Source organism: Streptomyces sp. LHD-70, assembly GCF_031157275.1.
In the GTDB taxonomy this organism is placed as follows: domain Bacteria; phylum Actinomycetota; class Actinomycetes; order Streptomycetales; family Streptomycetaceae; genus Streptomyces.
In genome coordinates this window covers 376,017-402,960 of record NZ_JAVIFW010000003.1, presented here as the reverse complement: position 1 = coordinate 402,960, position 26,944 = coordinate 376,017, and the positions used below count along the sequence as shown (strand labels likewise).

Genomic DNA, 26,944 nt, shown 5'->3' with positions numbered 1-26,944 from the left:
GAGACGGACGATGACGGACCTGGAACTTGCGGCAGTGCAGGCGTACGTGAGGCTCATGAAGGGCGTGCGCGCGACGCTGGACGACACATCGCACCCCACGGGCGCCCCACCCTTGCTCCACGAGCCCATGGCCGAAACCGACCGCGCCCTACGCGCAGCAGGCCTGGCGGGCAACGAACGCCGCCTGTTCCAACTGGTGGCGGACGCGATGGTTGGGGACGGGGTTCGGCAGGGGGCGTAGGGAGTTGGGGGGGGCTGGCTAGGGGGTGAGGTGGGGGGCTGCGCCCGCCCCTACCCACCCCGCCTCAGCGCGACCCTCTCGGCCTCGACGTCGAACCCCAGGACGGCACAACTCCCGCTGCCGCCTTCGGGGTTCATCAGGACGGGCCGCCCGAGTCTTCGGCCGATCGCCGCGAGGAATCGGCAGAAGAGGTCGAGGCGTTCCTGGCCTTGGAGTTGGCGCAGGTCCACGTCGAAGTCGATCTCGTCGGCCGCCGTGAATCGGAAGATCGCCAGCATGTCAGCGGCCGGCCAGACGCGCAGCTGCGGATAGGCAGTTCCGTACGGACGAGACAGCACGTCCTTCGCGCGCGGCACGGGGAGCGTGGCCTCTCCCTCGATGTACTGGAACGGCCAGTCGCTCTCCACAACGAGATCGAGCAAAGCCTGCCAGCCCGCGACGGAGACTTCCGGGACGCGGAGATCCGGGAGCGCGCCCATGAGTTCAGGGTCGAAGAACCGCTTGACGTCGGCCCACACCAGATCACTCATCCCGCCATCTTGCCCTGTGCGCGAATTGACCGGCAGCCGGTCCTGAAGGTCTCGCACAGAGGGCCAGGTCGACGGCCTCCGAAGGCCGGGCGGCGGCCGAGCCGTGTATCGCGGGCGTATCGAAAACCGCATACGCCCCCGCAACCGCCCTCCGGCTCCACTGGAGGCATGAACCACAATGCATCCCTGTCGGCACGGCCCCGCCACTTCCGCAGGAACGTACCCATCGGCCTGGCGGTCCTCTCCCTGGCGAGCACCCTGTCCACCCTGCGCGGCTGCTCTTCATGGCTGCTCGCTCCTGATATACGCGCCCCCTCGGCACCTTCGCCCCGACACAGCTCGCGGCCCTCGCCCCGCTCATCTGCGCCCCCCACATCACAATTGAATCTCGCTCCCTCGCACCCCCTTGCCCCAGCCCCGTGTAATCGTTTCCAATCCTCCGTGTAATCGATTCCACGGAACCCACGAAGAGGTGGTCCCGAGATGGCGGGCATCAAAGATGTCGCGGCCGCGGCTGGTGTGTCCGTCGCCACGGTCTCGCGCGTACTCAACGCGCACCCCTCCGTCAGCGAGGACGCCCGCGCGCGGGTACTCGCCGCCGTGGAGGAGCTCGGCTACCGGCCCAACGCCGTCGCCCGTTCCCTGCGTACCGCCCAGACCCGCACCCTGGGCCTGATCATCAGCGACGTGATGAACCCGTACTTCACCGAGCTGGCCCGCTCCGTGGAGGAGCAGGCGCGGGCCCTCGGCTACAGCGTGATCATCGGCAACGCCGACGAGTCGCCGCGGCTCCAGGACGACCACGTGCGCACCCTGCTCGACCGCCGTATCGACGGCCTGCTCGTCTCCCCCACCGACGGCGGCTCGCCGCAGCTGCTCGACGCGGCGCGGGCGGGGACGCCGACCGTGTTCGTGGACCGCTGGATTCCGGGAGTGGACGTGCCGGTCGTACGGGCCGACGGCAGCACCGCGGTCCGTGATCTGGTCGCCCACCTGCACGGCCTCGGCCACCGCAGGCTCGCCATCATCGCGGGCCCGGCCGCCACCACGACCGGCAGCGAGCGCGTCGCGGCGTTCCGGGCGGCGCTCGGCGAGTACGGCCTGGAGCTGCCCGAGGCGTACGTGGGCCAGGGCGACTTCCAGGCGGAGAGCGGGCGGCGCGTCACCGAGGCGTTCCTCGCGCTGCCCGAACCGCCCGAAGTGGTCTTCGCCGCCGACAACTTGATGGCTCTGGGCGCCCTCGACGCGATCCGCGCCCGGGGGCTGCACATACCCGGTGACATCGCGCTGGCCGCGTTCGACGACATCCCGTGGTTCGTGCACACCGATCCGCCGATCACGGCGATCGCGCAGCCGACCCGCGAGCTGGGCCGCGCCGCCGTGCGCGCGCTCATCGCCCTGATCGAGGGCCGCCCCGCGTGGTCCGTGACGCTGCCCGCGCGGCTCGTCGTGCGCCGCTCGTGCGGCGCGCAGGCCGTTGCGGCAGCACTGTCCTCCCGTCCCCGACCGAGGAGCAACCCGTGAGTCATCCGGAGGAGTTGCTGCGTATCGAAGGGATACGCAAGACCTTTCCCGGCGTGGTCGCGCTCGACTCCGTCGACTTCGACCTGCGCCGCGGTGAAGTGCATGTACTGCTCGGCGAGAACGGCGCCGGCAAGAGCACGCTGATCAAGATGCTGTCGGGCGCGTACCGGCCGGACAGCGGCCGCGTCCTCGCCGACGGGCGCGAAGTGCGCATCCACGGCGCGCAGGACGCGGAGGCGCTCGGCATCGCCACGATCTACCAGGAGTTCAACCTGGTTCCCGATCTGACGGTTGCCGAGAACATCTTCCTGGGCCGCCAGCCGCGCCGCTTCGGTCTCGTCGACCGGAAGCGCATGGAGGCCGAGGCCGCCGAGCTGCTTGACCGGGTCGGCGTGCAGGTGTCGCCGCGGGCCCGCGTGCGTGAACTGGGCATCGCCCGGCTGCAGATGGTGGAGATCGCCAAGGCGCTGAGCCTGGACGCGCGCGTCCTGATCATGGACGAGCCGACGGCCGTGCTCACCTCGGAGGAGGTGGAGAAGCTCTTCGCGATCGTGCGCAGGCTGCGCGAGGACGGCGTCGGCATCGTGTTCATCACCCACCACCTGGAGGAGATCGCCGCGCTCGGCGACCGTGTCACCGTGCTGCGCGACGGCCGGAGCATCGACCAGGTGCCCGCGTCGACTCCGGAGGACGAGCTCGTCCGGCTGATGGTGGGCCGCAGCATCGAGCAGCAGTACCCGCGCGAGCGCGGACCGGTCCAGGAGGCGGACGGGGAGCGGCCGTTGCTGTCGGTCCGCGGGCTGACCCGGAACGGCGTGTTCCATGACGTCAGCTTCGAGGTGCGTGCCGGTGAGGTCGTGGGCCTCGCCGGGCTGGTCGGCGCCGGTCGTACGGAGGTGGCGCGGGCGGTGTTCGGCGCGGACCCGTACGACGACGGCCGGGTGGACGTGCTCGGCGAGCGCCTGCCGCGGCACGATGTGAACGCCGCGATGGGCGCCGGGATCGGCCTCGTACCGGAGGACCGCAAGGGGCAGGGGCTCGTCCTGGACGCGTCCGTGCAGGAGAACCTCGGCCTGGTCACGCTGCGGGCGGCCACGCGTGCGGGGCTCGTGGACCTGAAGGGGCAGCGGGCCGCGGCCGTCGACGTCGCCGAGCAGCTCGGCGTGCGGATGGCGGGGATCGACCAGCATGTGCGCACCCTGTCGGGCGGCAACCAGCAGAAGGTCGTCATCGGCAAGTGGCTGCTCGCCAAGTCGCGGCTGCTGATCCTGGACGAGCCGACGCGCGGCATCGACGTGGGCGCGAAGGTCGAGATCTACCAGCTGATCAACGAGCTGACCGCGTCCGGCCACGCCGTCCTGATGATCTCCAGCGACCTGCCCGAGGTGCTCGGCATGAGCGACCGGGTCCTCGTGATGGCGCAGGGCCGGCTCGCGGGCGAGCTCAGCGCCGAGGAGGCGAGCCAGGACGCGGTGATGGCCCTGGCCGTCTCCAACCCGCAGGCCGCAGGCGCGGCGACCGACCTCACCCTTGAAAAGACCTACGACGACGTGGAGGACTCCGATGGCCGCTGACACGCTCCAGAGCAAGACGGGCGCGGGTGGCGCCGGAGCGGTCCGCCGCTTTCTGCTCGAGAACGGCGCCCTGAGCGCGCTGATCGTCCTGGTGGTGGCGATGTCGCTGCTCTCCGGCGACTTCCTGACCACCCAGAACCTCCTCAACGTCGGCGTGCAGGCGGCCGTCACCGCGATCCTCGCGTTCGGTGTGACGTTCGTGATCGTCGCGGCGGGCATCGACCTGTCGGTGGGCTCGGTGGCGGCCCTGTCGGCCACCGTCCTCGCCTGGACGGCCACTTCGGAGGGCGTGCCGGTGTGGATCGCGGTGCTGCTCGCCGTGGGCACGGGCATCGCCTGCGGTCTGGTGAACGGCGCGCTCGTCGCGTACGGCAAACTCCCGCCGTTCATCGCGACGCTGGCGATGCTGTCGATCGGCCGCGGTCTCTCGCTCGTCATCTCGCAGGGCAGCCCGATCCCGTTCCCCGACTCGGTCTCCGTCCTCGGCGACACCCTCGGCGGCTGGCTGCCGGTGCCCGTGCTCGTGATGATCGCGGCGGGCCTCCTCACTGCGCTGATCCTGGGCCGTACGTTCATCGGCCGCTCGATGTACGCGATCGGCGGCAACGAGGAGGCCGCGCGGCTCTCCGGTCTGCGCGTGCAGCGGCAGAAGCTCGTGATCTACGCCCTGTCGGGTCTCTTCGCCGCCGTCGCGGGCATCGTGCTCGCCTCCCGCCTGGTCTCGGCGCAGCCGCAGGCCGCGCAGGGGTACGAGCTGGACGCGATCGCCGCCGTAGTGATCGGCGGGGCCAGCCTCGCGGGCGGTGTCGGCAAGGCGTCGGGCACGCTGATCGGCGCGCTGATCCTCGCGGTCCTGCGCAACGGCCTCAACCTCCTCTCGGTGTCGGCGTTCTGGCAGCAGGTCGTCATCGGTGTCGTGATCGCTCTCGCGGTACTCCTGGACACGGTGCGACGCAGGGCCGGTGGCGGCTCGGCGGGTGCCGCGGGTGCGGGCGCCGGCGGTGCGGGTGCCGGTGGTGCGGGCAACGGCGGCAAGCGCGGCGCGTTCAAGCTGGCGCTCGCGGCGGTCGTGGTGGCCGCGGTGCTCGGCGCGATGTCGCTGTTCAACTCCGGTCCTGCCGGTACGACGACCAAGGTCGGCATGTCACTGTCGACGCTGAACAACCCCTTCTTCGTCCAGATGAAGAAGGGCGCGCAGGCGGAGGCGGAGAAGGCGGGCGTCGAACTGACGGTCACGGACGCGCAGAACGACCCGTCGCAGCAGGCCAACCAGCTGCAGAACTTCAGCGGCGAGGGCATGAAGTCGATCGTGGTGAACCCGGTGGACTCGGACGCGGCGGGCCCGTCCGTACGCGCCGCCAACAAGGGCGACATCCCGGTGATCGCGGTCGACCGCGGGGTCAACAAGGCGAAGACGACCACGTTCGTCGCGTCCGACAACGTCGCGGGCGGCAAGCAGGCGGCCAAGACCCTGGCCGAGAAGCTCGGCGGCAAGGGCACGGTCGTCACGCTGCAGGGCACCCCGGGCGCCTCGGCCAGCCGGGAGCGGGGCCAGGGCTTCGCCGAGGGCATCAAGGCGTACCCGGGCATCAAGGTCGTCGCCAAGCAGCCCGCGGACTTCGACCGCACCAAGGGCCTGGACGTGATGACGAACCTGATGCAGTCGCACCCCGACATCGACGGTGTCTTCGCCGAGAACGACGAGATGGCGCTCGGCGCGGCCAAGGCGCTCGGCGCGAAGGCGGGCAAGTCGGTGGCCGTGGTCGGCTTCGACGGCACGCCCGACGGGATCAAGGCGGTCGAGGCGGGCACGCTGTACGCCTCGGTCGCCCAGCAGCCCGAGCAGCTGGGCCGGATCGCCGTACGCAACGCGGTCCGCGCGGCCCAGGGCAAGGACGTCCCCGACGACGTCAAGGTGGACGTCAAGGTCGTCACGTCGAAGAACGTGGGGGACTTCAAGTGAAGCGCTCCGGCATCCTGAACCGTCAACTGGCGGGCGCCCTGGCCGAGTTGGGCCACGGCGACGGTGTCCTCGTGTGCGACGCGGGCATGCCGATACCCGACGGCCCGCGCGTGGTCGACCTGTCCTTCCGCGCCGGCGTGCCGTCCTTCGCGGAGGTCCTCGACGGGCTCCTCGATGAGCTGGTGATCGAGGGCGGGGTGGCGGCGGTCGAGGTCGGTGACGCCAATCCCGAGGCGGCGGGGTTGCTCGCGGAGCGGGTGCCTGAGCTGCGGCACGTACCGCACGAGGAGTTGAAGCGGTTGACGTCCGGGGCACGCCTTGTCGTGCGCACGGGTGAGGCTCGGCCGTACGCGAACGTGTTGCTGCGGTGCGGGGTGTTCTTCTAGGGCGGGTTACTCCGGAGGGGCTCAGTTTGAGCCCCTCCGGGGGCACCTCCCAGCGGTAGCTGGGGGAGATTGAGGAGCGGGCGCCCAGTAGACCTACCCCGCCTCCTCCACCCGCACAGCCCCCACAGGACAAGCCCGCACAGCCTCCCGTACGAGCGGGTCCCCTCCCCCGTCCGCCCGGCCGGGCAGCACCTCGCTGAGGCCGTCGTCGTCCTGCGTGAAGACTCCGGGTGCGGTGAGGGCGCACATGCCCGCGCCCATGCACCGGTCCCGGTCGACCTGTACCCGCATCTGATGGTCCATCGTCGCGCCAACTCCTACCAGGTGACGGGCAGTTCGAGCATGCCCTGAAGGGTGTCGCCCGGCTTGAACGGGATCTCCTCGGCGGGCACCGCGAGCGCCAGGCCGGGCAGGCGGCGGAACAGGGTGCGCAGGGCGATCTCCATCTCGGCGCGGGCCAGGTTCTGCCCGAGGCACTGGTGGATGCCGAAGCCGAACGCGAGGTGGTGCAACGGGCCCCGGTTCCAGTCGAGTTGCTCGGGCGCGCCGTAGACCTCCGTGTCGCGGTTGATGAGCGAGGTGGAGAAGACGACGCCGTCGCCGGTCCGGATCGTGGCGCCGTCGATGTCGATGTCCTCCTTGGCCACGCGCAGCATGCCGTCGGCGATGGACAGGAAGCGCAGCAGCTCCTCGACGGCCGCGGGCATCAGGCCGTCGTCCGCGCGCAGCGCCGCGAACTGTTCGGGGTGCTGGAGCAGGGTGAACGTACCGAGGGAGATCATGTTCGCGGTGGTCTCGTGCCCGGCGATGAGCAGGATCGTGGCCATCGCGACCAGTTCGTCGCGGTCCACGGCGCCGGTGGCGAGCTGCTGCGCGACGAGGTCGTCGAGGAGGCCCTCGCCGGGGCGCTTCAGCTTCTCGTCGATCAACTGCAGGAAATAGGCGTCGAGTTGGTCGCGCGCTTCCTCCACATCGGCTGACTTGGGCCCGCGCAGCAGCCTCCGGGACTGCTCCTCGAAGAACTCGTGATCGGCGTACGGGACGCCGAGGAGCGCGCAGATCACCATCGAGGGAACCGGCAGCGCGAACGACTCGACCAGCTCGGCCGGCGGGCCCTGCTCCTCCATCGCGTCGAGCAGCCGGTCGACGGTCTCCTGGATGCGCGGCCGCAGCGCCGCGATCCGCTTGACCGAGAAGCTGGGGATCAGCATGCGGCGCTGGGTGTTGTGCAGCGGATCGTCGACGCCGAGCAGGGCGACGCGGCGGTCGTCGAACTTGATCTGCGCGAGACGCTCGGTGGGCATGGGGAAGGCCGCGTTGCGACGGTCGCTGGAGAGCCGGCCGTCGGCGAGCAGCGCACGCGCCACGGCGTGCCCGGTGACGGCCCAGATGGAGCGGCCGTCGTACAGCGTGACGCGGCTCAACGGCCGGGCGTCGCACAGGGGTTGGTAGGCCTGGGGCGGGTGGTAGGGGCAGGTGCGGTTCTGCGGGAAGGCGACTGCCTGAGTCGTGCGCACATCCGTCATGCTGACCTCGCAAGCGTTCGGCCGTTGTTGCCGACTCCATTGGATGCCCGAGGCACCTAAGAGGTCCACGCTCGCACCGGCCAGATGGCCGAGCGGCAGCGTTGGCCGGTTCCCGCCGCCCCCTGCCCCCTGCGCCCGGGGCCGGGCGCGCCACACCAGGTCAGGCCCACGGAACGGTCGGCTCCGTGCATACGTACGAGCATTCCGTCGGCTTGATCGCCCCGTAAGCAAGGGCTTGAAAGGCGCCAGGTACGGGCGGGCCGGAAGGCGTCCGGGCGGGCCGCCGCGCGCACCCGCTCGTCAGAACCGGTACACGTCCAGGTACCCGCACATGCCGAACTTGCCCTGCTCCGCGGGGCGTCGGGACCGTACGGCCGCGTCGGCCAGATGCGAGACGTCACCGGTTGCGAGCCGGTCGAGCTGCTCCCCGGTGGCCGCGGCGGCCGCCGCGGCGCCCCGCTCCCAGCGCTCCCGCCAGTCACCGAGCCGATGGCGTACGAGCGAGGCGGCCGCGGCGTGGAACTCGGCGAGGGCCTGCGGGTCGCGGGCGTCGCGGAGCCGGCGGTACCCGTCGAGGGCGAGGTCCCGGCGGGCGCGCGCGGCCCGCGCCTGCTCGGCACGCGGTGCGCCCGGCGGGATCGCGGTCGCCGTCGCGTACGCCTCCGGGTCGGCCAGATGCTCCGGGGGCAACGTGAGCACGGCGTCCCCGGCCTCGGGCAGTCCGCTGTTCTGCATCAGGACGACGATGCGCAGGCCGTCCGCCTCGATCAGGCGGTGGATGGTGCCGGGCGTGAACCAGGCGACGGTGCCGGGCTCCAGCGGGGTCTCCTCGTACCCGGAGGCGGTCAGGGTCTGCACGGCACCCCGGCCGGCCGTCACGACGTACCCCTCGCTGCAGGTCAGATGCATGTGCGGGGTGCCGCCGCGACGGCCGTCGGCGGCGGGCCAGTGGTAGACGCTGAGATGCGAGACGGCCACGGAACCGGGGAGTCCGGTGAAGGATTCCGGCGCCTCGGCCGCGGTTTCCGCGGGGCCTGCGGGTTCTTCGGGCGCGCGCTGTTCGGAGGACGTCGTCGCCACGGGCACTCCTCAAGGTCCGGGGGTACGGGAAAGTCCGGGATACGGGAAGTCCGGCAAGGGAATTCCGGGGGTACGGGCCGTTGTCCAGCGGACAGCAAGCGCTTTCCGTCCCCTTGAACCTAGGCCGGACACGTACGACGGTCAACGGTGCGCACATGGGGGACGGGCGGGACGGGTTCGACGGCGCGGACCGATCTGCCCGCACTGTGAGACGGGGATGCGATCACCGCATGTCGTTCCCCCTCCCCGTACCGCCGACCGGGCGACTGGCCCATACTGGAGCCTCCACGCGACCACCCACAGAACGACTCCATGCCTAAGACGAGCTCATCCGTGACCGCCGCCCCCGACACGACATGGCTGGGCCACGGGCGCCACCTCGGGCCCGAGCCCGAGAAGGACGTCCGGCGCAACCTCATCGCGCTGAAGTCGATCGGCCTGATCGACGACTTCCTCGACCTCGCGCCCGACGACTCGTCCCCCGGCGACGTGGCAGGCCTGCCCGACCCCTTCGCGTCCGACGACGACGCCGCGGCCCCCGCCCCCACCGCGCGCCGGCTCTTCGAGGCCCGTTGGCGGGTCGACGAGGACGTCACGGTGCGCGCCCAGCTGACGACGTACGACGCCCCGGGGCGCAGGCGCGGCGGCTCCGCGGGGGCTGCGGTGTCGTGGGGCATCGCCGCCGAGGCGGAGCGGCCCTGGGACCTGGACTGGCTCTCGCCGGCCACGGTGTTCTGGCCCGACAGCGACCTGACGCCCTGGGACCACGACGTGGTGCCGGGCCCGCGCCTGCGCAGCACGCACCGCCTCGTCGCCGACGACGACAAGGATCTGCGCCGCCTGCTCAAGAACTGCACGCGCAGCAGCTGGAACATCCACGTCGTCGTGCACGAGGCGATGACGCCCGACGCGCGCGGCCTCGAACCCCTCACCCCGTTTCTGCCGCCGAGCCTGCGCCACCGCGTGGTCGAACACCGCGCGGCGCCCGAGCAGTTCGACATCGTCAACTGGGCCATGAAGGACCTGGACGTCCGGGTCCCGCGCGGCGGCGCCGTCGTCCTGCCGCCGTCGCCGCCCCCGCCGGGGTACGACGCGGACCGCTTCGCCGTGCGCAGCGTGTTCCTGGACGGCTCCGAGCCCACCGAACTCATCGAGAAGATCACGGAGTTCGCGTCCTTGCCCCGTCCGCTGCCCGCCGACGCGGAGCAGGCCGTGGAGCAACTGCGCCGCCGCTGGCACCTGTTGACGATCGAGGAGGAGCTGGCCCGCACGCGCGAACTGGTCACCAAGTACGCCGACGCGCTCGAAGCGATGACCAAATCCCGTGATCTGTACCGGGAGGCGGCCGAGCTCGCCCAGGCCGCGCTGGCGGAACGCGGCGAGTCCGCGCCGCTGCCCGCACAGCAGTCGAGGCCGTCCGCCGCGCCGATGCCGCGGCCCGAGGGCTCGACGCTGACGACCACCCTGACCAACGCCTTCGGGCGCTTCCGGGACGCCTCACGGAAGAAGGGCGAATCACCGTGACCGGGGTGACCAGCGGAGCGGGCCCCCAGCGCCCCGCCGTCCGCCCCGCCGTCCGCCCTGCCACCGGGGCCGATCTCGGTGCTCTCCAGGCGCTCGCGCGTCGCACGATCGACACCTGTTACCGAGGGTTCCTGGGTGACGAGGCGGTGGACTGGTTCATCGGCAGCGGTGCTTCCGACGCGCACGTGAAGAGCCACCTGGAGCAGGGCGGCGTGCACTGCCTCACCGAGGACGGCCGGATCATCGGCCTCTCCGTCCTCGACGGCCCCACGGTCGACCTGATGATGATCGACCCGGATCACCACCGGCGGGGGCTCGGGCGCCTGCTGCTGCGGCACGCGGAGGAGACGCTCCTGGCCCGGTACCCGGACATCCGTCTGGAGACCTTCCCGGGGAACACCAGCGCCAAGTCCTTCTACGAGGCCTGCGGTTGGGTCCTCGGCGGCCGCATCGAGGGCGGCGAGGGGCCCGCCAAGCTCGAGTACACCAAGAGCCGCGCGGGTGCTCCCCGGGACGCCGGAGCGGGCACGTAATTCCGGTGAGCGGCGCGGCGGGCCTTGTTACCGTGGACCGTATGAGGAACAGCGTCCGCATCAGCACCGCGACCGCGCGAGCGACCAGCTCGCCGGTTGCCGCCGCCTGACCTCACCCTCTCCCCCGGCGACCGGAAACGGATCGCCGGTGCGCCGCAGAACCTGATCGACCCCTTCTCCCCGGCCCGCGCCCATGGCGGCCCCTTTCCGGTCCCCCGAACCGAAAGGCCACCGCCATGAACACCGCCATGAACAGCGCCATGAACAGCGAGCCCGTCCAGAACGAGCCCGTCCAGAACCCTGGGAGCAGGAGCACCGAGCACACGCTGCGTACGTTCGTCGAGTTCTTCGAGGAGCGCGGGCACCGTGCCCTGACCGGCAGTTCGCTGCTGCCCCCGCCCGGCGACCCGGTGCTCTTCACGACCTCCGGCATGCATCCGCTGACGCCCTACCTGGAGGGCCTGCGCCCGCATCCGCTCGGCCGCCGGCTCGTCAACGTGCAGCGCTGTCTGCGCACCACCGACCTCGACGAGGTCGGCGACTCCTCCCACCTCACCGTCTTCGAGATGCTCGGCTCCTGGTCGCTCGGCGACTACGACCACGGCCAGAGCCTGCGCTGGGGCTTCGAGCTGCTCCGCGACGGCTTCGGCATCCCCGTCGAGCGGATGTACGCCACGGTCTTCGGCGGCGACGAACAGGTCGGCCCCGACACCCGGTCCCTGGACATCTGGCGGGAGTCGGGCCTCCCCGTCGAGCGGACGCGGGACGAGAACTGGTGGTCCAACGGCCCCACGGGGCCCTGCGGACCCGACTCGGAGATCTTCGTGTGGACCGACCCCGAGGGCAATCCGCCCCAGGGCACTCCGACCACCGACGACCGCTGGGTCGAGCTGTGGAACCACGTCAGCATGCGCTACCGCCGCCACGCCGACGGCCGCCTCGAACCCCTGGACCGCCCGTCCGTCGACACCGGCATGGGCCTGGAACGCCTGGTCACGGTGTTGCAGGGGCGCACTTCGGTGTACGAGACCGACCTGTTCGAGCCGTGGATGTCCCGCGTACCGCAGCTGTGGGACCTCGACGGGCCCTCGCTGCGCCTGGTCAGCGACCATCTGCGCTCCGCCGTGGTCGTGCTGGGCGACGGCGTCCGTCCGTCCAACACCGGGCGCGGCTACGTACTGCGGCGCCTCACGCGCAGGCTGCTCACCACGCTGTGGCGCGACGACCCGGAGCACACGGTCGGCGATCTGCCGGTGGAACTCGTCGAGCACACCCTGCACCACTTCCGGCAGTCCACCGACAGCGACGTCGTACGGGACCAACTGCGCGCCGAGGAACAGCGGTTCGGCCGGCTCCTGGAACGCGGACGACGCGTCCTCGCCCGCCGCGCGTACCACGGCCCGCTCACCGAACAGGACTACGCCTATCTGCACGACACGCACGGGCTGCCGCGTGACCTCGTGGACGGAGGGCTGCTCGACGCGCGGTGAGGTGCGGGTGGTATCCATCAGGCATGGCTGTCATTCACCACACCACCGTCAAGCCCACCAAGCTCGAACTCCTCACCAACTGGCTGCCGACGCGCGCCTGGTACGCCGGTACGGGGACGGCTCCCGCACTCGGCAAGGCCGGCGGCTTCCGCCTCGACGACCCGGCGGGTGAGGTCGGCATCGAGTTCATGGTGGTCACCGACACCTCCGGCGGGACGCCCGTCCCGTACCACGTGCCGCTCACCTACCGGGGCGCTCCGCTCGACGGCGCCGAGGACGGTCTCGTCGGCACGCTCGAACACGGAGTGCTCGGCAAGCGCTGGGTGTACGACGCGGCCCACGACCCGGTCTGCGCCGCGGAGTTGCTCGCGCTGCTCGCGGGGCGTGCGCAGGCGCAGGCGCAGAGCGAAACGGCCGTACCGGACCGGTCGGTGGTCGCGCGGTTCGAGGCCGCGGCGCTCGGCACGGGCATCGCTTCGCTGTCCGCGGTGGACGATGCGGAGGGCACGCGGGTCGTCGTGGAGACCGCGGACCCCGCCGCTCGCGTGGAGCTGCGGATCCGCCGGGTGCTCGGGCGTCACGAGTCCGCGGAGGGCGAGGCCCCGCAGGGGCACGTCACCGCAGACTGGAAGCCGCTTGAGGGCGGCGCGGGTGGCCGGGAGCGGTTCGTGGAGGCGTCGGTTCAGGGGCTCTGAGGTCCGAGATCTCGGGGGCTGCGGCCTGGTGTCCCAGCCCCCCGGGAGGACTACGACTTGCGGCGCGGCTTGCCCCGCTTGGTGCCACTTCCGGGCCGGGCGCCGCCCGCCTTGGCGCCGCCCGCCCTGGATCCGCCGGACTTGGCGCCGGAGCGCGGGGTCTTGCCGCCGGGCTTTCCCGTCCGCGACGAGCCGGACTTCCCCGGGGACGCCGCGCCCTTCTTCGCCGGCTTGTCGTCCTCCTGCCCGCCCCGGCGCCCACGGGTGCTGTTCAGGGTGCGGCCGCGCACGATCCCGATGAAGTCGTCCACGAGGTCGGTGGTCCGCTCCTCGGGCCAGGCGAGGGCGACCTGCGACTGCGGGACGCCGGTGATCGTCCGGTACGTGAGGTCCTTGCGGTGGTGCAGTCGGGCCAGGGACTGCGGGACGACGAGGAGGCCGATGCCGGCGGCGACCAGTTCGATGGCGTCGGCGGTCGTCGCGGGCCGCTCGAACGCGGGCTGCCCCGGCGGCTTCTCCCAGTCGAGCGGGTCGTCGAAGGGGTGCAGGACGATCTCGTCGGCGATGTCGTCCGCGCTCACCTCGTCGAAGGCGGCCGCGAGGTGGTCCTTGGGGATCACCACGACCGAGGTCTCGGTGTAGAGCGGGATCGCGCTGAAGTAGTCCCGGTCGACCGGCAGCCGTACGAGGCCCGCGTCCGCCTCGCCGTCCCGGAGCAGGTCGGCGGCCTCGGCGGCCGGGACCGCGACGAGGTTCAGGGGGATGTCGGGCAGCCGCTCGTTCCAGATCCGCACCCACTTCGCGGGGGTCGCGCCGGGGACGTAGGCGAGCCGGAACGAAGGGGTTGCTTCCGAGCCAGTCACTCCGCCAGGTTACCGGGCCTGGTCGCGGGCACGTCACCGGGCGTGGTCGGAGGGGAGGCCGTTCCCCGTGGTCAGAGGGAGGCCGATCGGCTCGTTACCCTTGACACCATGACGACGCAAGCGAACTCCCAGACGATGAAGCCCGCGACCGCGGCGAAGAAGCTGGGTGTGTACCTCCAGGCCACCCCCGCCGAGTTCCAGGAGGGTGTCGTCTCCCGCGCGGAGCTGAGCGCGCTGCAGGCCGACCCGCCGGAGTGGCTCCAGGAGCTGCGCCGCAACGGCCCGCACCCGCGTCCCGTGGTCGCCTCGAAGCTTGGTGTCTCCATCGCCGGGCTCGCCCGCGGCGGTGTCACGGAGCCGCTGACGACGGAGCAGATCGAGGCCCTGAAGCAGGAGTCCCCGGAGTGGCTGCAGAAGGAGCGCGCCACGCAGGCCGAGGTCCGCAAGGAGGCGATCCGCCTCAAGGAGAAGAAGGCGGAGCAGGCGCAGAAGGCCGCCGAACAGGGCCGCTGACCGCCACAGGCACCGCCCCCGCGAAACGTCCGGGCCGGGACCGCCCCCGTACAGGGAGGCGGTCCCGGCCCGTCGTACACCCGGGTGCAGCGGAGACGCCCTTAAGACACGGCCTACGCCTGGAACCGGTTGGCCAGGACCTCCTCCGCCTCCACGAAGGTCGGGTGCCACCAGGTCGTGACGGGCTCCCAGACCCGGATCTTGCCGGTGATGTCCAGGTCGTCGGCGGTGAAGCGGGCGCCGGGGTGGGCGGGGGCGCCGGCGACGGTGATGTAGTCCACCTGGCGGGTCTCGGGGTCGGCCGCGTCCTCGATCGTCCGCACCGCGGCGTGCCCGGTCTTGCCGGGGGCCAGGTCGTACGGGCCGCTCTCGCCGAGCGGCACAGGCAGGGCAGGGCCGTCCAGGTCGCCGAAGATGACCGTGGGGATGCGGTCGACGGCGCACTTCTTGGCGCTCTCGTTGGTGACCCGGATGTGCAGCACGTTCGGGTACGAGCCGGACTCCGGTTCGACGGTCTCGGCGGCCACCCGCACCTGGTTCGCGCGGCACTGCGGCGTGCCCTTGCCGCGGGCGTCCGGCGTAGCGGGCTGAGCGGCGGCGGCCGCGCCTGCGGCGGTGAGGAGCAGGGCCGCGGCGAGCGCGGTGGTGGCGGTGCGGGTGAGCATGGCGGTTCCCTCGCGGTTCACGGTCGGAAGGGTCGGTTCACGGTCGGAAGGGTCAGTTCCAGGGATGCGTACGGGCGTTGTCCGGTGTGACACGCGAGGGGCGCGATCGGTTGTACGTGCCGCCGCGGGCGGGTCCGGTGCGTGCTGCGGTGCCGTGGACGAGGCTCAACTCCTCAGGTGGCTCAGGTCTTCGGAGGTGGAGGTGACGGGTTCGGGGGGCGTGCCGTCGCCGAACGGGCGGCCGCCGAGGTCCTCGCGGCCGTGCGGGGTGGTCCAGCCCGCCGGGTCGGGGCCGAGGGGGACGATGCCGGTGGGGTTGATGCCGGTGTGCACCTGGTAGTAGTGCCGCTTGATGTGGTCGAAGTTCACGGTGTCGCCGAAGCCGGGCGTCTGGTAGAGGTCGCGTGCGTACGCCCAGAGGACCGGGTCCTCGGAGATCTTGTAGCGGTTGCACTTGAAGTGGCCGTGGTAGACGGCGTCGAAGCGGACGAGTGTGGTGAAGAACCGGATGTCGGCCTCGGTGATGGTGTCGCCGACGAGCCAGCGGCGGTCGGCCAGGCGCTGCGACACCTCTTCGAGGCGGCGGAACACGTCCCGGCAGGCCTTCTCGTACTCGCTCTGCTCGCTGGCGAATCCGGCGCGGTAGACGCCGTTGTTGACGTCGCGGTAGATGCCCTCCATGACGGTGTCGATCTCGTCGCGCAGCGGCTCCGGGTAGAGGTCGGGGGCGCCGGGGCGGTGCAGGGCGGTCCACTCGGTGGCGAGGTCGAGGGTGATCCGCTGGAAGTCGTTGGTGACGAGCTTGCCGCTGGGCACGTCGACGATCGCGGGCACGCTGACCCCGCCCGGGTAGTCCCGCTCGCGGGCGTCGTACGCCTCGTGGAGGTAGCGGATGCCGAGCACCGGGTCGCGGTCGTCGGGGTCGAGGGTGAAGCGCCAGCTGCGGTCGTCCTGGATCGGGTCGGCGACGGCGAGGGACAGGGCGTCCTCGAGGCCGAGCAGGCGCCGGGAGACCAGGGAACGGCTGGCCCAGGGGCAGGCGAGGCTGACGACGAGCCGGTAGCGGCCGGGCTCCACGGGCCAGCCGTCGCGGCCGTCGGCGGTGACGCGGTCGGCGAAGTGGCTCTTGGACCGCTTGAACTTCTTGTGCCCGTACGCGGCGTTGCCGTCGCTCTGGCTCCCGTCATCGCGTTCGGTGGCGTTCACGGCCGGTCCTCTCCGTCGCGGTCCGCGCTGCCCGCACGGTTCCCACGGTGCGCACAGCGCGTCCTCTCCGTCGCGGTCCGCGCTGCCCGCGCGGTTCCCACGGTGCGCACAGCGCTCTTACGGGCCGGGCTGCGGTTCCGGCCCGCTCTGCCACCATCGCGGGCGCGGGGGCACCCGCGCAATCACAGCGGCGGGGCCTCGGCCCCCACGGAACCGGCGGCATGGCCGTGACCAGCCACGTCGCACCGGCGGACCGCATCGGGAAACTTGTCCTGACGCCACCGTGACACCATACTGGCGCCATGGATCTCACGCCCTACGTCGACCACCTCCGCCAAGAGCTCGCCGTCGCCGCGGAGGCGGGCGGCGAGGAGAGCCGCGCGCTGGCCGAGCGTCTCTCCGCGCCCCTGGAGTCCGCCACCCGCCTCACGCTGCTGGAAGCGCTGTCGGCGGCGATGGCCGAGGTCACCCAGGACCTGGCGCCCGGCTCCGTCGACGTACGGCTGCGCGGGCGCGACCCCGAGTTCGTGGTGACGGCCCCGGCGGGGCCTGAGGCGTACGAGGAGAGGGCCGAGCCGCCCGCGCCTCCGGTGGCGCCGCCCGCTCCGGTCGACGGGGACGACGGCGGCACGTCGCGCATCAACTTCCGGTTGCCCGCGCATCTCAAGGCGCGTGTCGAGGAGGCGGCCGGGCGCGAGGGCCTGTCCGTGAACGCATGGCTGGTACGGGCGGTGGCCACGGCGATGGACACCAATACGGCCGCGCACTCCCCCGCGCGTGGGCGCGGCCGCGGGCACCAGGGGTTCACGGGCTGGGTGCGCTGACCGGCCGGACCGAACCGCAGGAGCCCGCAGCCACCACCACAAGGACAGGACGGCCATGCCGACTTTCGACACCCCGGGACCGGTCTCGGTGACCCTCGAGTTCGACCTGGGCTCCGCACGGATCGTCGCGGGAGAGCGCCGCGACACCGTCGTGGAGGTACTGCCGCGCAACGGCGCGGACGACAACGACGTACAGGCGGCGCAGCAGACCAAGGTGACCTGCTCGGGCGGCAAGGTGCTGGTCAAGGGGCCCCGGAAGCGGTCGCTCTTCGGCAGGCCGGGCAGCCTCGACATCACGATCGAGGTGCCCGCCGGCTCCGGCCTGCAGGGCGGTTCCCCGATGGCCGACCTGGTCTGCGAAGGCCCGCTCGGGCACTGCGAGTTCAAGACCTCGCTCGGCGACCTGCACGTGCAGCAGGCGGCCACGGTACGGCTGCGCACGAGCCACGGCGACCTCACCCTGGGCCGGGTCGACGGTGCGGCGGAGGTGAACGGCTCCGGCCGGATCGAGATCGGCACCCTGGGCGCCGCGGCGACGGTGCGCAACGGCAACGGCGACACGGCGATCGGGGAGGCGGTGGGCGACCTGAAGGCCAACTCGTCCAACGGCCGCATCTCGGTGGATGTCGCGCACGCCTCCGTGGACGCCAAGTCGGCCAGCGGGCACATCCGGGTCGGGGACGTGGCCCGTGGCCGCATCACGCTGCGGACGGCGGCGGGTGACCTGGAGGTCGGCATCCGTGAGTCCACGGCGGCGTGGCTGGACGTGAGCACGGCCGTCGGCTCGGTCCTCAACTCCCTCGGCACGGCGGAGGGCCCGCGGAGCACGGACGAGACGGTGGAGGTCCGGGCGACGACGAGTGCGGGGGACATTGTGGTGCGGCGCGCCTGAGCGACCGGGCCGAGTGGCCCCGTACGAGACGCGCCTGACGGAACGTCAACTGCCGTGTCGGAAAGGTCAGTACGGCCGGTCCCCCGCGATCGCGACGCGCTCCGCGACCCGGCGCGCGTCCCCGTAGTCGTTCACGGCGTAGTGCTGGGTGGCGCGGTTGTCCCAGAAGGCGATGTCGCCGGCCTGCCAGCGGAAGCGCACCTGGAACTCGGGTACGTGCGCCTGCTGGAAGAGCAGCCGGAGGAGTTCGTCGCTCTCGGCGCGCTCAAGGCCGTGGATCCGGGTGGTGAACGAGGTGTTGACGAACAGCATGCGGCGCCCGTTCGCGGGGTGGGTGCGCACCACCGGGTGGGTCACGGGCGGGAACACGTCCTGCATCGGGGCGAGCCGCTCGGGCCCGTAGAAGCGGCGGAAGCCGGGCAGGAAGTCGTGCTCGGCGGTGGCCCGGTCGATGCGGGCCCGCACGCCCTCGGGCAGGTTGTCGTACGCGGCGGCCATGTCCGCCCACATCGTGTCGCCGCCCCGCGCGGGCACCTCGCGCAGTTGCAGCACCGCGCCCATGGCGGGCCGGGGCCGGAAGGTGACGTCGGTGTGCCACACGTTCTCGAAGCTGGGCGTGGCTCCCGCGCTCTTGTCGAAGCGTACGACGTCGTCGCTGTCCCCGGGTTCGAGGAGCGGGTTGGTCTCCAACTCGCCCCAGTTGCGGGCGAATTGGCGCTGCTGGAGGGAGGTGAGGTGCTGCTGCCGGAAGAACAGCACCTTCCATTCGAGCAGCGCCCTGTTCAGCTCGTCGCGCAGCTCGGTCGTCAGCGGCCGGGACAGGTCGACGCCGCTGATCTCGGCGCCGATGGTCGCGGACTGCGGTACGAGAGCGAAGAGTTCGTACGGCCGCTCGGCCACGCCGTCCGGCAGGCGGCGCAGCACGCGTCGGCCTTCGTAGAGGCCGTTCGGCGGGATCTGGGCCGTGCGCAGCGTGGGCGCGGCGGGTGCGGGGGTGGTGGTCGGCGTCATCGGCATGCTCCCGGGGGCTGAGGGCGGGGCGGCGGCACGTCCGGCCGGGCGTCCCGGCCCGTCGTGGCGCATGCGCCGTGCAGGGCACGGCGGTTGCGGATCCGGGGGTACGGGGAAGGCCCGGAGGGGACGCGGTGCGCCCCGCCGGTGGAAGGGGGTGGTGGTGTGGTCGCCGTCGGCGGCGAGGGACGGGAAGACGTCCGCTACAAGCCGCTGCGCGCACAGCCGCAGCGGTCCGGCAGGGTGCCGGAGCGGGCTGCGGTACAGGTCAGGTGCGCGATCACGTGCTCATCCTGCGGTCCGGGGCACCGCGCGGTCAAGCCCGGCCGTGCATGCCCCGGCCCCACGCCGCTCACCAGCCTCACCCCGCTCTCTAGCCCCACCCTGCTCACCGGCCTCACCCCGCTCACCGTCCGCGGACAGCACCGCCCAGGAACGGCACCGTCAGCCACGGGCTGTCGGGGTCGGTGACGAGGGCGCGGTGGGCGTCGAGGACCGTGGTGTACCAGCGGCCGAACTCCTCCTCGTCGAAGTGCAGACAGCGGCCGAGGACATAGCCCGCGGAGAACTCCTCCCACGAGTGGTACGCGGCGCGCGCCCCGGCGCCGGCCCGCTCGATCGCCTCGTACGTCTCCGGCTCGGTGGCGTAGCGGGCGCCGCGGCCCCAGCGGGCCATCTTCGAGGCGCGGCCGACGTCCCAGGCGGCGACGGTGCGCACGATGCCGCCGGGCGGGAGGAGTCCGTCGGCGCGGAAGCGGGCCTCGTACCGCATGATCTTGCCGACGAGGCCGCGGAGTTCGACGACGAACGCGTCGAACTCGGCGTCCGCGCCCGGCCGGTGATCGCGGCCGCCGCGCCGCAGGCGTTCGCGCAGCGTCGACTCGACGGTGTCGCGCCAGGCGGCCTCCTCGACGATTCCGGGGGCTGCGAGCAGCAGCTTGTCGCGTGCGGCGAGCACGAAGTCCCAGTACCAGGGGCTGACTTGGCGGGTGAGGAGGCGTTCCTGGATCTCCAGCCAGTCGGCGCGGCTGTCCACGCCCCACCACTCGCTGAGCCGCTCGATCTCGTTGTGGTAGCCGGTGCCGTGCCAGTGCAGGGTGTTCCAGGCGTCGCCGTTGCCGTAGCAGAGGTGGGCGCCGCAGGCGAGGCCGTGCAGGAGCGGGCCGAGGTCGGGGACGCCGTTGCCGCTGCGGCGGGTCAGGACGCGGGCGCCGAAGTCGTCCGGGTCGAAGAGATCGCCGCTCAGCTCGTACCAGGCGTCGCGCTCCTCCTCGTCCACGGCGAGCAGCAGTTGGCAGGGCGTGCCCGCGTTGACCATGAGGACGTCGGCCTCGGCGGGCACGATCCGGGCGAGGCGCGCCAGGTTGGCGAACTCGAAGACCATGTCGGGGTGCGGGCGGGGCAGCAGCCCCTCGGTGTAGACGGGAACCCAGAGCCTGCCGTCGCGCTCGCGCGTGAACATCGGGAACTCGTCCTCGCCCGCGGCGTCCGCGTCCTCCCGCCAGACCGGGTAGTAGACGCCCTCGGCGGCGAGGGTGCGCAGATAGGCGTACGTGTGGTCGCGGCGGCTCAGCCGGTACAGGTGCTGCTCGACGTCTGTCGGGGCGAGCCAGCGGGCGCCGTCCTCGGGGTCGGGGATCTGCGGAAAGCCCTCGTCGTGGTCCACGTCCTGCACGTCGTGTGCGTGCTCCTGCGCTGAGCCCCCGTCGGCCGTGTCCATGCCGTTTCCCCTCCGTGTCGATCTTTCGGGGGCACGTTATCGGACGTACGCACGAGTCTTCGGGGCGGGCGTCAACTGCACGCGGACAGCGGCTGATCGCTCCGCCGCGCCGCCGACAGTGGTCCGAACTCCGCGGCCAGATAGCGGAGTTCGGCAGCAGCGCATTCGGGCTTCCCCCTCCGGGCCCCCGTGCGTACGGTCGAGGTGACACGACAGCGCACGACGGGGAGGGCGCGCGATGGAGGACACGGCAGCGGGCGAGCGACGCGGGGCGGCGGACGACGACGGGCCGCCGCCGGGCCCCGGGACCGGGGAGCCGGATCTCGCGGTGGCGGTGGTCGTGTACCGGGTGGGCCGGGAGCTCGGAGCGAGCGACAAGGTGCTGTTGTCGTCGTTCGAGGCCGCACTCGTGGAGTCGGGCATGGAGAACCTCGACCACGGCCTGGAGGACTCGCTGGGCGTGTTCCAGCAGCGCCCGAGTCAGGGCTGGGGCTCGCCGGAGCAGGTGACGAACGTGGCGTACGCCGCACGCCAGTTCTTCACGCGGGCGCTCACGGTCGAAGGGCAGGACCCGTCACTCACGCCGGGCGAGCTGGCGCAGGCCGTCCAGGTCTCGGCGTACCCGGAGCGGTACGACCAGCGGGAGGCGGAGGCGCGGGAGCTGATCGCGCGGACGGAGCAGGAGCTCTAGGGACCTGTCCGGCGGGTCAGCGGCGCGGCGCGGCGAGCGTGACGTGGATCGGACCGCCGTCCGGGGCGGCGTTTCGCACCCAAGTGCCGGTGATTTCAAGGGAGTTGCCCGTGCGCACCGGGCCGCGTACCCGCTCGCTGTGCAGCGTACAGCCGTCCTGCGTGACGGTGAGGGTGGCGCCGCCGCGGGCGGGCAGCGGCTCGGCGGCGCGTGCGAGGAAGCGCAGCGTGTCGTCGGCGGGGGCGTCGCGCGGCAGGCGGCCCGGGGTGATCCAGCGCAGCGGTGGGGCGGCGACCAGGCGCGGGCCGAACGCGTGCGGGCGGTCCTCGTGGGCGAGCAGGCGCCGTACGGCCGCAGCGGCGGTGTGTCCCTCGGCGGCGGCGGTCGCGGCGGGCTCCGCGGCGTGCAGGACGTTGCCGACGGCGAAGACCCCGGGGTCGTCCGTGCGGAACGCCGTGTCGACGAGCGGGCCGCGGGTCGCACGGTCCAGGCGCAGTCCTGCGCCGCGCGCGAGTTCGGCCTCCGGGACGAAGTCGCCGGTGAACACCAGGGTGTCGCAGGGGACTTGGGCGGTACGGCCGTCCGCGTGCCGCAGGCGTACGCCCGTCAGACGGCCGCGGCCGAGCACTTCGGTGAGCGTGGTGCGGGTGAGCAGCGGCACGGTGTGGCGGAGCCGGGCGTCGGCGGCGCGCAGCGGTGGGACCTGCGGCCCGTCGAGCTCCGTGAGCTGGACGACGACGGTGACGCCCGCACGGCGCAGCGTGTCCAGGGCGGCGTACGCGACGGGCTCGGCGCCCACGACGACGGCTCGGCGGCCGACGTACTGCCCGTACAGGTGCACGGCCTGCTGGAGTTCGCCGGTGGTGAGGATCCCGGCGGGGCGGGTGCCGGGCACGAGGCGGGCGGCGCGGGGGCGTTCGCGGGCGCCGGTGGCGAGGACGAGGGCGCGCGCGGTGATGCGCTCCAGGCCGTGGGGGCCGGTGACGTCGACGGTGCGGGCCTCGGGGATGCCGGTGACGGTGGTGGAGGTGCGGACGACGGCGCCGGCCTCCGTCGCGGCACGCGACCGGGCGGCGGCGAAGCGCGGGCCGCTGGTCCAGGGCGTGCCGAAGCCCCCGTGGTGGCAGTGGCGCGGCACGCCGCCGGCCTGCCGCTCGCGTTCGAGCACCTCGACGGTGCCGCAGTCGGCGGCGGCCAGATGCTCGGCGGCGGTCAGACCGGCCGGGCCTGCCCCGACGATCAGCACGTCGACCTCGCGTGTCCGCCTCCCCGCAGGTTGCCTCACCACGGCGTCAACTCCCCGCTCTGTCGGGACAGTTCACCGTCGAGGAGGTCGCGCAGTGCGGCCCCGCAGTGGAACCCCTGGCACCGCCCGCCGCGCGCCCGGGTCCGCCGCCGCAGACCTTCGAGGCTCGCCGGTGGCACCGTACTGCCGAGCGCGTCGCGGATCTCGCCGAGCGTGACCCGCTCGCAGTGGCAGACGATGCGGCCGTAGTCGGGGTCGGCGGCGATGCGTTCGGCGTCCTGGTAGGGGCGCGGGGAGTGTTCGCCGAGGCCCGGCATGCGGACGGGCGGGAGGCTCGTCGGCGTACCGAGGTCGAGGCCCGCTTCGGCGAGGAGGCCGGTGACGTGGGCGGCGATCGCGAGGGACGCGGTGAGGCCGGTGGAGCGGATGCCGCCGACCGTCACGTACCGCTGCTCGGCCCAGGAGTCGATGCGGTAGTCGTCCTCCTCGGTGGCCGCGCGCAGGCCCGCGTAGACCGTGGTGACCTCTTCCTCCAGGAGCTCGGGGAGGATCCGGGCGCCCTGCGTGTGCAGTGCGGTGAGGCCCTGTTCGGTGGAGTGGGTGGCGGTCCTGTCGTCGAGGTCCTCGGCGGTCGGGCCGAGCAGCACGTTGCCGAAGACGGTGGGCGCCACGAGGACGCCCTTGCCGAGCGCCGTCGGCACCGGCAGCAGGATGTGGCGTACGAGATCACGGGCGGGCTTGTCGAAGACGACGAGCTGACCCCGGCGCGGGGTGACGGTGAAGGTCGTCCGGCCGAGCATGCGGTCGACGGTGTCGGCGTGCAGTCCGGCCGCGTTGACGAGCCAGCGGGCGTGCAGCGGGCCGCGTTCGGTGTGCAGGGCGTGGCCGCCGCTCGCCGGTTCGGGGTCCCATGTGACGTGCTGTACACGGGAGTTGAGGTGCAGGTCGACGCCCGCGCGTACCGCCTGGGTCGCGTAGGCGAGCGGGGTGGTGAACGGGCAGATGATCGACTCGTCCGGCACCGCGAGCGCGCCGCGTGCCCCCGGGCCGAGGTGGGGCTCGCGGGCGTACAGCTCGTCGGCGTCGACGATCCGGGCCGCCTCGTATCCGTTCCGGGCGGCCTTGGCGGCGAGGCCGGGCAGGGCGGCGAGCTGCTCCTCGTCCCAGGCGACGAGGAGCGCGCCGACCGGTTCGACGGGGATGCCGCACTCGGCCGCGTACGCACCGAGCAGGACGTGGCCCTCGCGGACGAGTCGGGCCTCGAGGGTGCCCGGGGTGGCGTCGAACCCGGTGTGCAGGATCGCGGTGTTGGCCTTGGACGTGCCGTCGCCGACGTCGTGGGACGCCTCGACGAGCGCGATGCGCAGCCGCTGGTGCCGGGCGAGTTCGCGGGCGATGGCGGCGCCTACGACACCGGCGCCGATGACCACGACGTCGTACGGGACAGAGCCCTGGAGGGGCCCGTAGCGGGTGACGCGGCCTTCGGCCGCCGGAGCGTTCACGCCGGGCTCCGTTCGACGAGTGCCGCGACGGCCTCGCGGAAACGGCCGAGGCGGTGCGCGGCCTCGTCGGCGCCGATCCGCGGCTCGTACACGGTGCCGCCTCCGCGGCGCGGGACGACCTCGCCCGGGGTGAGCTTCGGGTTCAGGCCGATGCGGGCGACGGCGGCTGCGCCGAGTGCGGTGGCGTCGGGCAACTCGGCTACTTCGACGGGGAGTTGGAGGAGGTCGGCCTGGGTCTGCATGAGGAGGGACGAGGCGGTGAGGCCGCCGTCGACGCGCAGGGACCGCAGCGGGGTGCCGAGGTCGGCGGCGACGGCGTCGGTGAGCTGGACGACCTGCGCGGCGATGCCCTCGCAGAGGGCGCGTACGACATGGCCGGGCGTGGTGTCGAGGCCGAGCCCGGTGAGGGAGCCGCGGACGTCGCCCCGCCACCAGGGCGCGGCGAGCCCTGCGAGCGCGGGCACGAAGGTGACGCCGCCCGCGTCCGGGACGCCCGCGCCGACCAGGTCCAGGTCCGACGCGCCCCCGATGACGCCGAGTTCGGTGAGCCAGCGCACCGCGGAGGCGGCCGTGTAGACCTGGCCGTCGAGGCAGTAGCTGCTGCGGCCGTCGAGCCGCCAGGCCACGCAGCTGACGAGGCCCGAGCCGCCCCGGCGCGGCCGCTCGCCGGTCGGCGCGAGCAGGAACGCGCCGGTGCCGTAGGTGCACTTGGCGCCGCCGGGTTCGGTGACGTCTTGGGCGAGGAGGGCGGCCTGCTGGTCCACGAGCAGCCCGGTGAGCGGGAGTTCGGACCCGAAGGCGGTGGTGGTGCCGACGGGTCCGGCGGCGTCGACGACCCGGGGCAGGGGCTCGTCGGTGAGTCCGAAGAGGTCGAGGGCGCGCGGCGACCAGGTGACCGTGTCGAGGTCGAGGAGCTGGGTGCGGCCCGCGGTGGCGGCGTCGGTGACGAAGGCGCCGGTGAGCCGGTGCACGAGCCAGGCGTCGCTGGTGGTGACGGCGCCGTGGCGGGTGCGGTGGCGGCGGATCCACATCATCTTGGGCGCCGCGAAGTAGGGGTCGAGGGGCAGGCCGGTGAGATGCCGCAACTCCTCGGCGTACGGGGCGAGTTCCTCGCAGAGCGGGGCGGCTCTGCGGTCCTGCCAGACGACGGCGTCGGTGAGCGGCTCACCCGTGTCCCGGTCCCAGGCGAGGACCGTCTCGCCCTGGTTGGCGAGTCCGACGGCGGCGACGGGTTCGCCCGCGTCGGCGAGGGCCGCGCGACCGGCCGTGACGACGGAGCCGAGCAGCTCGGCGGGGTCGACCTCGCAGAGCCCGCCGGGCAGATGGCGGGGGCGTACGGGCGCGGAGCCGATGCCGATCACGCCGCGCTCCGGGCAGACGACGAGGGCTTTCGTGCCGGACGTGCCCTGGTCGACGGCGAGCACCGGGCGGTCGGGCTGTGCTGCGCGGTCGGCTGTGATCACCGCGGCAGCGTGCAACAGGGTTCGCGGCCCAGTCAAGAGAACCTGCCCCCTACCTCGTTCGTTCATGCCTGGACCCGTACTTGACGGATTCGATCAAGACAGTTTCCCCGGCCCGGCCAGAATCGGAACCTTCCGCTCTACACTGATCGCCGACCAACCAGGCTCTGCTGTAAGGGAGTTCGCGCGACGTTGCACGGACGGCCCGCGCCCGGTCCTGCCCGCCCTCGGGGAAGAGGGGTTGACCAGAGGATTCATGCCTATGCCGCCCGCCCGCCCGGTGTACCACCCAGCCGGGCACGACGCCGCCCTGCGCGCCGTCCTCGAGGACCTCAGGGCGGGCCGCTGGGTCTCCACCCGCACCCTGCTCGCCGAGACCGCCGACTGGGGCGTGTGGACGCAGCGCACGCAGATCCTCGCCACGGCGGCGGCCGGCTCCGACGTCCTGCTGGCGTGGCGCGCCGAGGAACCGTACAGCGTCGTCCTGACCGTGCTGCACGCGCGCGTGGCGGTCGAACGGGCCCTGCGCGCCCACCGCTCGGGCCACCAGCGCACCGTCGAACTGTGGCGCGAGGCGGCCGAGGCCTGCCGACACGCCTCACACGCCTCCCCCGAGGACCCGGTGCCGTGGATCGGGCTCCTGGCGCTCGCCCAGCTCGACGAGGGCAGGCGCTGGGAGGAGCACCGCCTCCCGGCGCCCGAGCCGATGCTCTTCGACGGCCCCTGGCAGCTCCTCGCGCAGGCCGACAAGCGGGACCCCGGCAACCGCGAGGCGTACCACCGGATGCTGCAGTTCGCCTACCAGCACCGGCCCGGCGCGTCGATGACGGCGGCCGTCAACTTCGTGCAGTGGGCGGCCTCTTCGTCACCTGCGGGCTCCGCCCTGCACCTGCTCCCGCTCTACGCGCGCGTGGAGCGCTATCGCCGCGAGGGCGGCCACGAGCGCGCCCTCGACCTGCACTGGATCTCCGAGGAGGCGACCCGGGGCGCGGTGCACGCGCTGCGCCTGTGGTTCGACCACTCCGCGCCGGGCACGCGGTCGCTGCTCGACCTGGGGCACCTCGCGCACGCGTTGTGGGGCGCGCACCAATTCCACGACGCGCTGCGGGTGTTCGACGCACTCGACCCGTACTTCACGGTCGTCCCCTGGTCGTACCGCACCGCCTCTCCCGGCTCGTCCGAGGCGGCGGCCGACCTGTTCGTCCAGGCCCGCTCCCGCTGCCGGGCCGCCGTCGGACGCAGGAGCCGCGACCGTTCCTGACCCGCACACCGCCCGATCCCCCAC

26 protein-coding genes are annotated in these 26,944 nt (G+C 72.7%); 14 read left to right on the top strand and 12 right to left on the bottom strand.

The window, feature by feature from the left end; genetic code table 11:
- The first annotated feature begins 10 nt into the window (after positions 1-10).
- Positions 11-241: a hypothetical protein gene (locus tag RCO28_RS09855; protein WP_308940620.1), complete on the top strand. Its 231-nt coding sequence runs from the start codon at positions 11-13 to the stop codon at positions 239-241.
- 50 nt (positions 242-291) lie between these two features.
- On the opposite strand, the gene RCO28_RS09850 is transcribed toward RCO28_RS09855, so the two are convergent.
- A complete protein-coding gene (locus tag RCO28_RS09850; RefSeq protein WP_308940619.1) occupies positions 292-771 on the bottom strand; it encodes a hypothetical protein in 480 nt (159 codons plus the stop codon).
- A 483-nt stretch (positions 772-1,254) separates the two neighbouring features.
- Here RCO28_RS09850 and RCO28_RS09845 point away from each other — a divergent pair, with 483 nt between their 5' ends.
- The 4 genes from RCO28_RS09845 to rbsD are packed head-to-tail and all read left to right on the top strand — an operon-like array spanning position 1,255 to position 6,218.
- On the top strand, positions 1,255-2,295 hold the full coding sequence (locus RCO28_RS09845) for a LacI family DNA-binding transcriptional regulator (RefSeq protein ID WP_308940618.1): 1,041 nt from the start codon (positions 1,255-1,257) through the stop codon (positions 2,293-2,295).
- Complete coding sequence (locus tag RCO28_RS09840; protein ID WP_308940617.1) at positions 2,292-3,869, top strand: sugar ABC transporter ATP-binding protein; 1,578 nt, start codon at positions 2,292-2,294, stop codon at positions 3,867-3,869. The genes RCO28_RS09845 and RCO28_RS09840 overlap by 4 nt, the downstream gene beginning before the upstream one ends.
- Positions 3,859-5,832, top strand: coding sequence for a substrate-binding domain-containing protein (locus tag RCO28_RS09835; protein ID WP_308940616.1), 1,974 nt, complete (start codon positions 3,859-3,861; stop codon positions 5,830-5,832). Before RCO28_RS09840 ends, RCO28_RS09835 begins: the two co-directional genes overlap by 11 nt.
- Positions 5,829-6,218, top strand: a complete 390-nt coding sequence (rbsD, locus tag RCO28_RS09830) for a D-ribose pyranase (protein ID WP_308940615.1) — start codon at positions 5,829-5,831, stop codon at positions 6,216-6,218. The genes RCO28_RS09835 and rbsD overlap by 4 nt, the downstream gene beginning before the upstream one ends.
- Positions 6,219-6,311: 93 nt before the next feature.
- Here the strand turns inward: rbsD and RCO28_RS09825 are convergent, their stop codons facing one another.
- The 3 genes from RCO28_RS09825 to RCO28_RS09815 form a co-directional block, all read right to left on the bottom strand.
- On the bottom strand, positions 6,312-6,509 hold the full coding sequence (locus RCO28_RS09825) for a ferredoxin (protein WP_308940747.1): 198 nt from the start codon (positions 6,507-6,509) through the stop codon (positions 6,312-6,314).
- Positions 6,510-6,535: 26 nt separating this feature from the next.
- Positions 6,536-7,744, bottom strand: a complete 1,209-nt coding sequence (locus RCO28_RS09820; RefSeq protein WP_308940614.1) for a cytochrome P450 — start codon at positions 7,742-7,744, stop codon at positions 6,536-6,538.
- Between the two features lie 300 nt (positions 7,745-8,044).
- Positions 8,045-8,722 (bottom strand): cupin, encoded by a 678-nt coding sequence (locus tag RCO28_RS09815; protein ID WP_308940746.1) that lies wholly within the window; start codon positions 8,720-8,722, stop codon positions 8,045-8,047.
- A gap of 414 nt (positions 8,723-9,136) precedes the next feature.
- On the opposite strand from RCO28_RS09815, the gene RCO28_RS09810 reads away from it, so the two are divergent.
- From RCO28_RS09810 to RCO28_RS09795, 4 genes are all read left to right on the top strand, one after another.
- Positions 9,137-10,348 (top strand): hypothetical protein, encoded by a 1,212-nt coding sequence (locus RCO28_RS09810; protein WP_308940613.1) that lies wholly within the window; start codon positions 9,137-9,139, stop codon positions 10,346-10,348.
- Between the two features lie 5 nt (positions 10,349-10,353).
- Positions 10,354-10,881, top strand: coding sequence for a GNAT family N-acetyltransferase (locus RCO28_RS09805; protein WP_308940612.1), 528 nt, complete (start codon positions 10,354-10,356; stop codon positions 10,879-10,881).
- A gap of 260 nt (positions 10,882-11,141) precedes the next feature.
- Complete coding sequence (locus RCO28_RS09800; RefSeq protein WP_308940745.1) at positions 11,142-12,371, top strand: alanine--tRNA ligase-related protein; 1,230 nt, start codon at positions 11,142-11,144, stop codon at positions 12,369-12,371.
- 23 nt (positions 12,372-12,394) lie between these two features.
- Positions 12,395-13,066 carry a 1,4-alpha-glucan branching protein gene (locus RCO28_RS09795; RefSeq protein ID WP_308940611.1) on the top strand — a complete coding sequence of 224 codons (672 nt, stop codon included), beginning with the start codon at positions 12,395-12,397 and terminating at the stop codon, positions 13,064-13,066.
- A 50-nt stretch (positions 13,067-13,116) separates the two neighbouring features.
- Here the strand turns inward: RCO28_RS09795 and RCO28_RS09790 are convergent, their stop codons facing one another.
- Positions 13,117-13,929 (bottom strand): LysR family transcriptional regulator substrate-binding protein, encoded by an 813-nt coding sequence (locus RCO28_RS09790; protein WP_308940610.1) that lies wholly within the window; start codon positions 13,927-13,929, stop codon positions 13,117-13,119.
- Between the two features lie 108 nt (positions 13,930-14,037).
- Here RCO28_RS09790 and RCO28_RS09785 point away from each other — a divergent pair, with 108 nt between their 5' ends.
- Positions 14,038-14,442: a DUF5997 family protein gene (locus tag RCO28_RS09785; RefSeq protein ID WP_308940609.1), complete on the top strand. Its 405-nt coding sequence runs from the start codon at positions 14,038-14,040 to the stop codon at positions 14,440-14,442.
- 113 nt (positions 14,443-14,555) lie between these two features.
- Here RCO28_RS09785 and RCO28_RS09780 read toward each other — a convergent pair whose 3' ends face one another.
- Positions 14,556-15,128 carry a DUF4232 domain-containing protein gene (locus RCO28_RS09780; RefSeq protein WP_308940608.1) on the bottom strand — a complete coding sequence of 191 codons (573 nt, stop codon included), beginning with the start codon at positions 15,126-15,128 and terminating at the stop codon, positions 14,556-14,558.
- Positions 15,129-15,272: 144 nt separating this feature from the next.
- Positions 15,273-16,313 (bottom strand): glutathione S-transferase C-terminal domain-containing protein, encoded by a 1,041-nt coding sequence (locus RCO28_RS09775; protein ID WP_308940607.1) that lies wholly within the window; start codon positions 16,311-16,313, stop codon positions 15,273-15,275.
- Positions 16,314-16,615: 302 nt separating this feature from the next.
- On the opposite strand from RCO28_RS09775, the gene RCO28_RS09770 reads away from it, so the two are divergent.
- Positions 16,616-17,137 carry a hypothetical protein gene (locus tag RCO28_RS09770; RefSeq protein ID WP_308940606.1) on the top strand — a complete coding sequence of 174 codons (522 nt, stop codon included), beginning with the start codon at positions 16,616-16,618 and terminating at the stop codon, positions 17,135-17,137.
- Positions 17,138-17,192: 55 nt separating this feature from the next.
- On the top strand, positions 17,193-18,029 hold the full coding sequence (locus tag RCO28_RS09765; RefSeq protein ID WP_308940605.1) for a DUF4097 family beta strand repeat-containing protein: 837 nt from the start codon (positions 17,193-17,195) through the stop codon (positions 18,027-18,029).
- Between the two features lie 66 nt (positions 18,030-18,095).
- Here RCO28_RS09765 and RCO28_RS09760 read toward each other — a convergent pair whose 3' ends face one another.
- Positions 18,096-19,040 carry a TauD/TfdA family dioxygenase gene (locus tag RCO28_RS09760; RefSeq protein ID WP_308940604.1) on the bottom strand — a complete coding sequence of 315 codons (945 nt, stop codon included), beginning with the start codon at positions 19,038-19,040 and terminating at the stop codon, positions 18,096-18,098.
- 406 nt (positions 19,041-19,446) lie between these two features.
- Positions 19,447-20,760, bottom strand: a complete 1,314-nt coding sequence (locus RCO28_RS09755; protein ID WP_308940603.1) for a DUF1266 domain-containing protein — start codon at positions 20,758-20,760, stop codon at positions 19,447-19,449.
- A 238-nt stretch (positions 20,761-20,998) separates the two neighbouring features.
- Here RCO28_RS09755 and RCO28_RS09750 point away from each other — a divergent pair, with 238 nt between their 5' ends.
- A complete protein-coding gene (locus RCO28_RS09750) occupies positions 20,999-21,451 on the top strand; it encodes a hypothetical protein (protein ID WP_308940602.1) in 453 nt (150 codons plus the stop codon).
- Between the two features lie 16 nt (positions 21,452-21,467).
- On the opposite strand, the gene RCO28_RS09745 is transcribed toward RCO28_RS09750, so the two are convergent.
- Genes RCO28_RS09745 through RCO28_RS09735 form a run of 3 tightly spaced genes read right to left on the bottom strand, consistent with a single transcriptional unit; the run spans position 21,468 to position 25,662 of the window.
- A complete protein-coding gene (locus RCO28_RS09745; protein WP_308940601.1) occupies positions 21,468-22,739 on the bottom strand; it encodes an FAD-dependent oxidoreductase in 1,272 nt (423 codons plus the stop codon).
- Complete coding sequence (locus RCO28_RS09740) at positions 22,733-24,199, bottom strand: FAD-dependent oxidoreductase (RefSeq protein ID WP_308940600.1); 1,467 nt, start codon at positions 24,197-24,199, stop codon at positions 22,733-22,735. The genes RCO28_RS09745 and RCO28_RS09740 overlap by 7 nt, the downstream gene beginning before the upstream one ends.
- On the bottom strand, positions 24,196-25,662 hold the full coding sequence (locus RCO28_RS09735; RefSeq protein WP_308940599.1) for an FGGY family carbohydrate kinase: 1,467 nt from the start codon (positions 25,660-25,662) through the stop codon (positions 24,196-24,198). Before RCO28_RS09735 ends, RCO28_RS09740 begins: the two co-directional genes overlap by 4 nt.
- Positions 25,663-25,915: 253 nt before the next feature.
- Between RCO28_RS09735 and RCO28_RS09730 the strand changes: the two genes are divergently transcribed.
- Positions 25,916-26,920 (top strand): hypothetical protein, encoded by a 1,005-nt coding sequence (locus RCO28_RS09730; protein WP_308940598.1) that lies wholly within the window; start codon positions 25,916-25,918, stop codon positions 26,918-26,920.
- Positions 26,921-26,944: the final 24 nt, after the last annotated feature.

Coding starts and splice junctions, on each gene's coding strand:
- RCO28_RS09855 (WP_308940620.1), top strand. CDS start 11: ATGACGGACCTGGAACTTGCGGCAGTGCAGGCGTACGTGAGGCTCATG.
- RCO28_RS09850 (WP_308940619.1), bottom strand. CDS start 771: ATGAGTGATCTGGTGTGGGCCGACGTCAAGCGGTTCTTCGACCCTGAA.
- RCO28_RS09845 (WP_308940618.1), top strand. CDS start 1,255: ATGGCGGGCATCAAAGATGTCGCGGCCGCGGCTGGTGTGTCCGTCGCC.
- RCO28_RS09835 (WP_308940616.1), top strand. CDS start 3,859: ATGGCCGCTGACACGCTCCAGAGCAAGACGGGCGCGGGTGGCGCCGGA.
- RCO28_RS09825 (WP_308940747.1), bottom strand. CDS start 6,509: ATGCGGGTACAGGTCGACCGGGACCGGTGCATGGGCGCGGGCATGTGC.
- RCO28_RS09820 (WP_308940614.1), bottom strand. CDS start 7,744: ATGACGGATGTGCGCACGACTCAGGCAGTCGCCTTCCCGCAGAACCGC.
- RCO28_RS09810 (WP_308940613.1), top strand. CDS start 9,137: ATGCCTAAGACGAGCTCATCCGTGACCGCCGCCCCCGACACGACATGG.
- RCO28_RS09800 (WP_308940745.1), top strand. CDS start 11,142: ATGAACAGCGAGCCCGTCCAGAACGAGCCCGTCCAGAACCCTGGGAGC.
- RCO28_RS09795 (WP_308940611.1), top strand. CDS start 12,395: ATGGCTGTCATTCACCACACCACCGTCAAGCCCACCAAGCTCGAACTC.
- RCO28_RS09785 (WP_308940609.1), top strand. CDS start 14,038: ATGACGACGCAAGCGAACTCCCAGACGATGAAGCCCGCGACCGCGGCG.
- RCO28_RS09770 (WP_308940606.1), top strand. CDS start 16,616: ATGGATCTCACGCCCTACGTCGACCACCTCCGCCAAGAGCTCGCCGTC.
- RCO28_RS09765 (WP_308940605.1), top strand. CDS start 17,193: ATGCCGACTTTCGACACCCCGGGACCGGTCTCGGTGACCCTCGAGTTC.
- RCO28_RS09760 (WP_308940604.1), bottom strand. CDS start 19,040: ATGACGCCGACCACCACCCCCGCACCCGCCGCGCCCACGCTGCGCACG.
- RCO28_RS09755 (WP_308940603.1), bottom strand. CDS start 20,760: ATGGACACGGCCGACGGGGGCTCAGCGCAGGAGCACGCACACGACGTG.
- RCO28_RS09750 (WP_308940602.1), top strand. CDS start 20,999: ATGGAGGACACGGCAGCGGGCGAGCGACGCGGGGCGGCGGACGACGAC.
- RCO28_RS09730 (WP_308940598.1), top strand. CDS start 25,916: ATGCCTATGCCGCCCGCCCGCCCGGTGTACCACCCAGCCGGGCACGAC.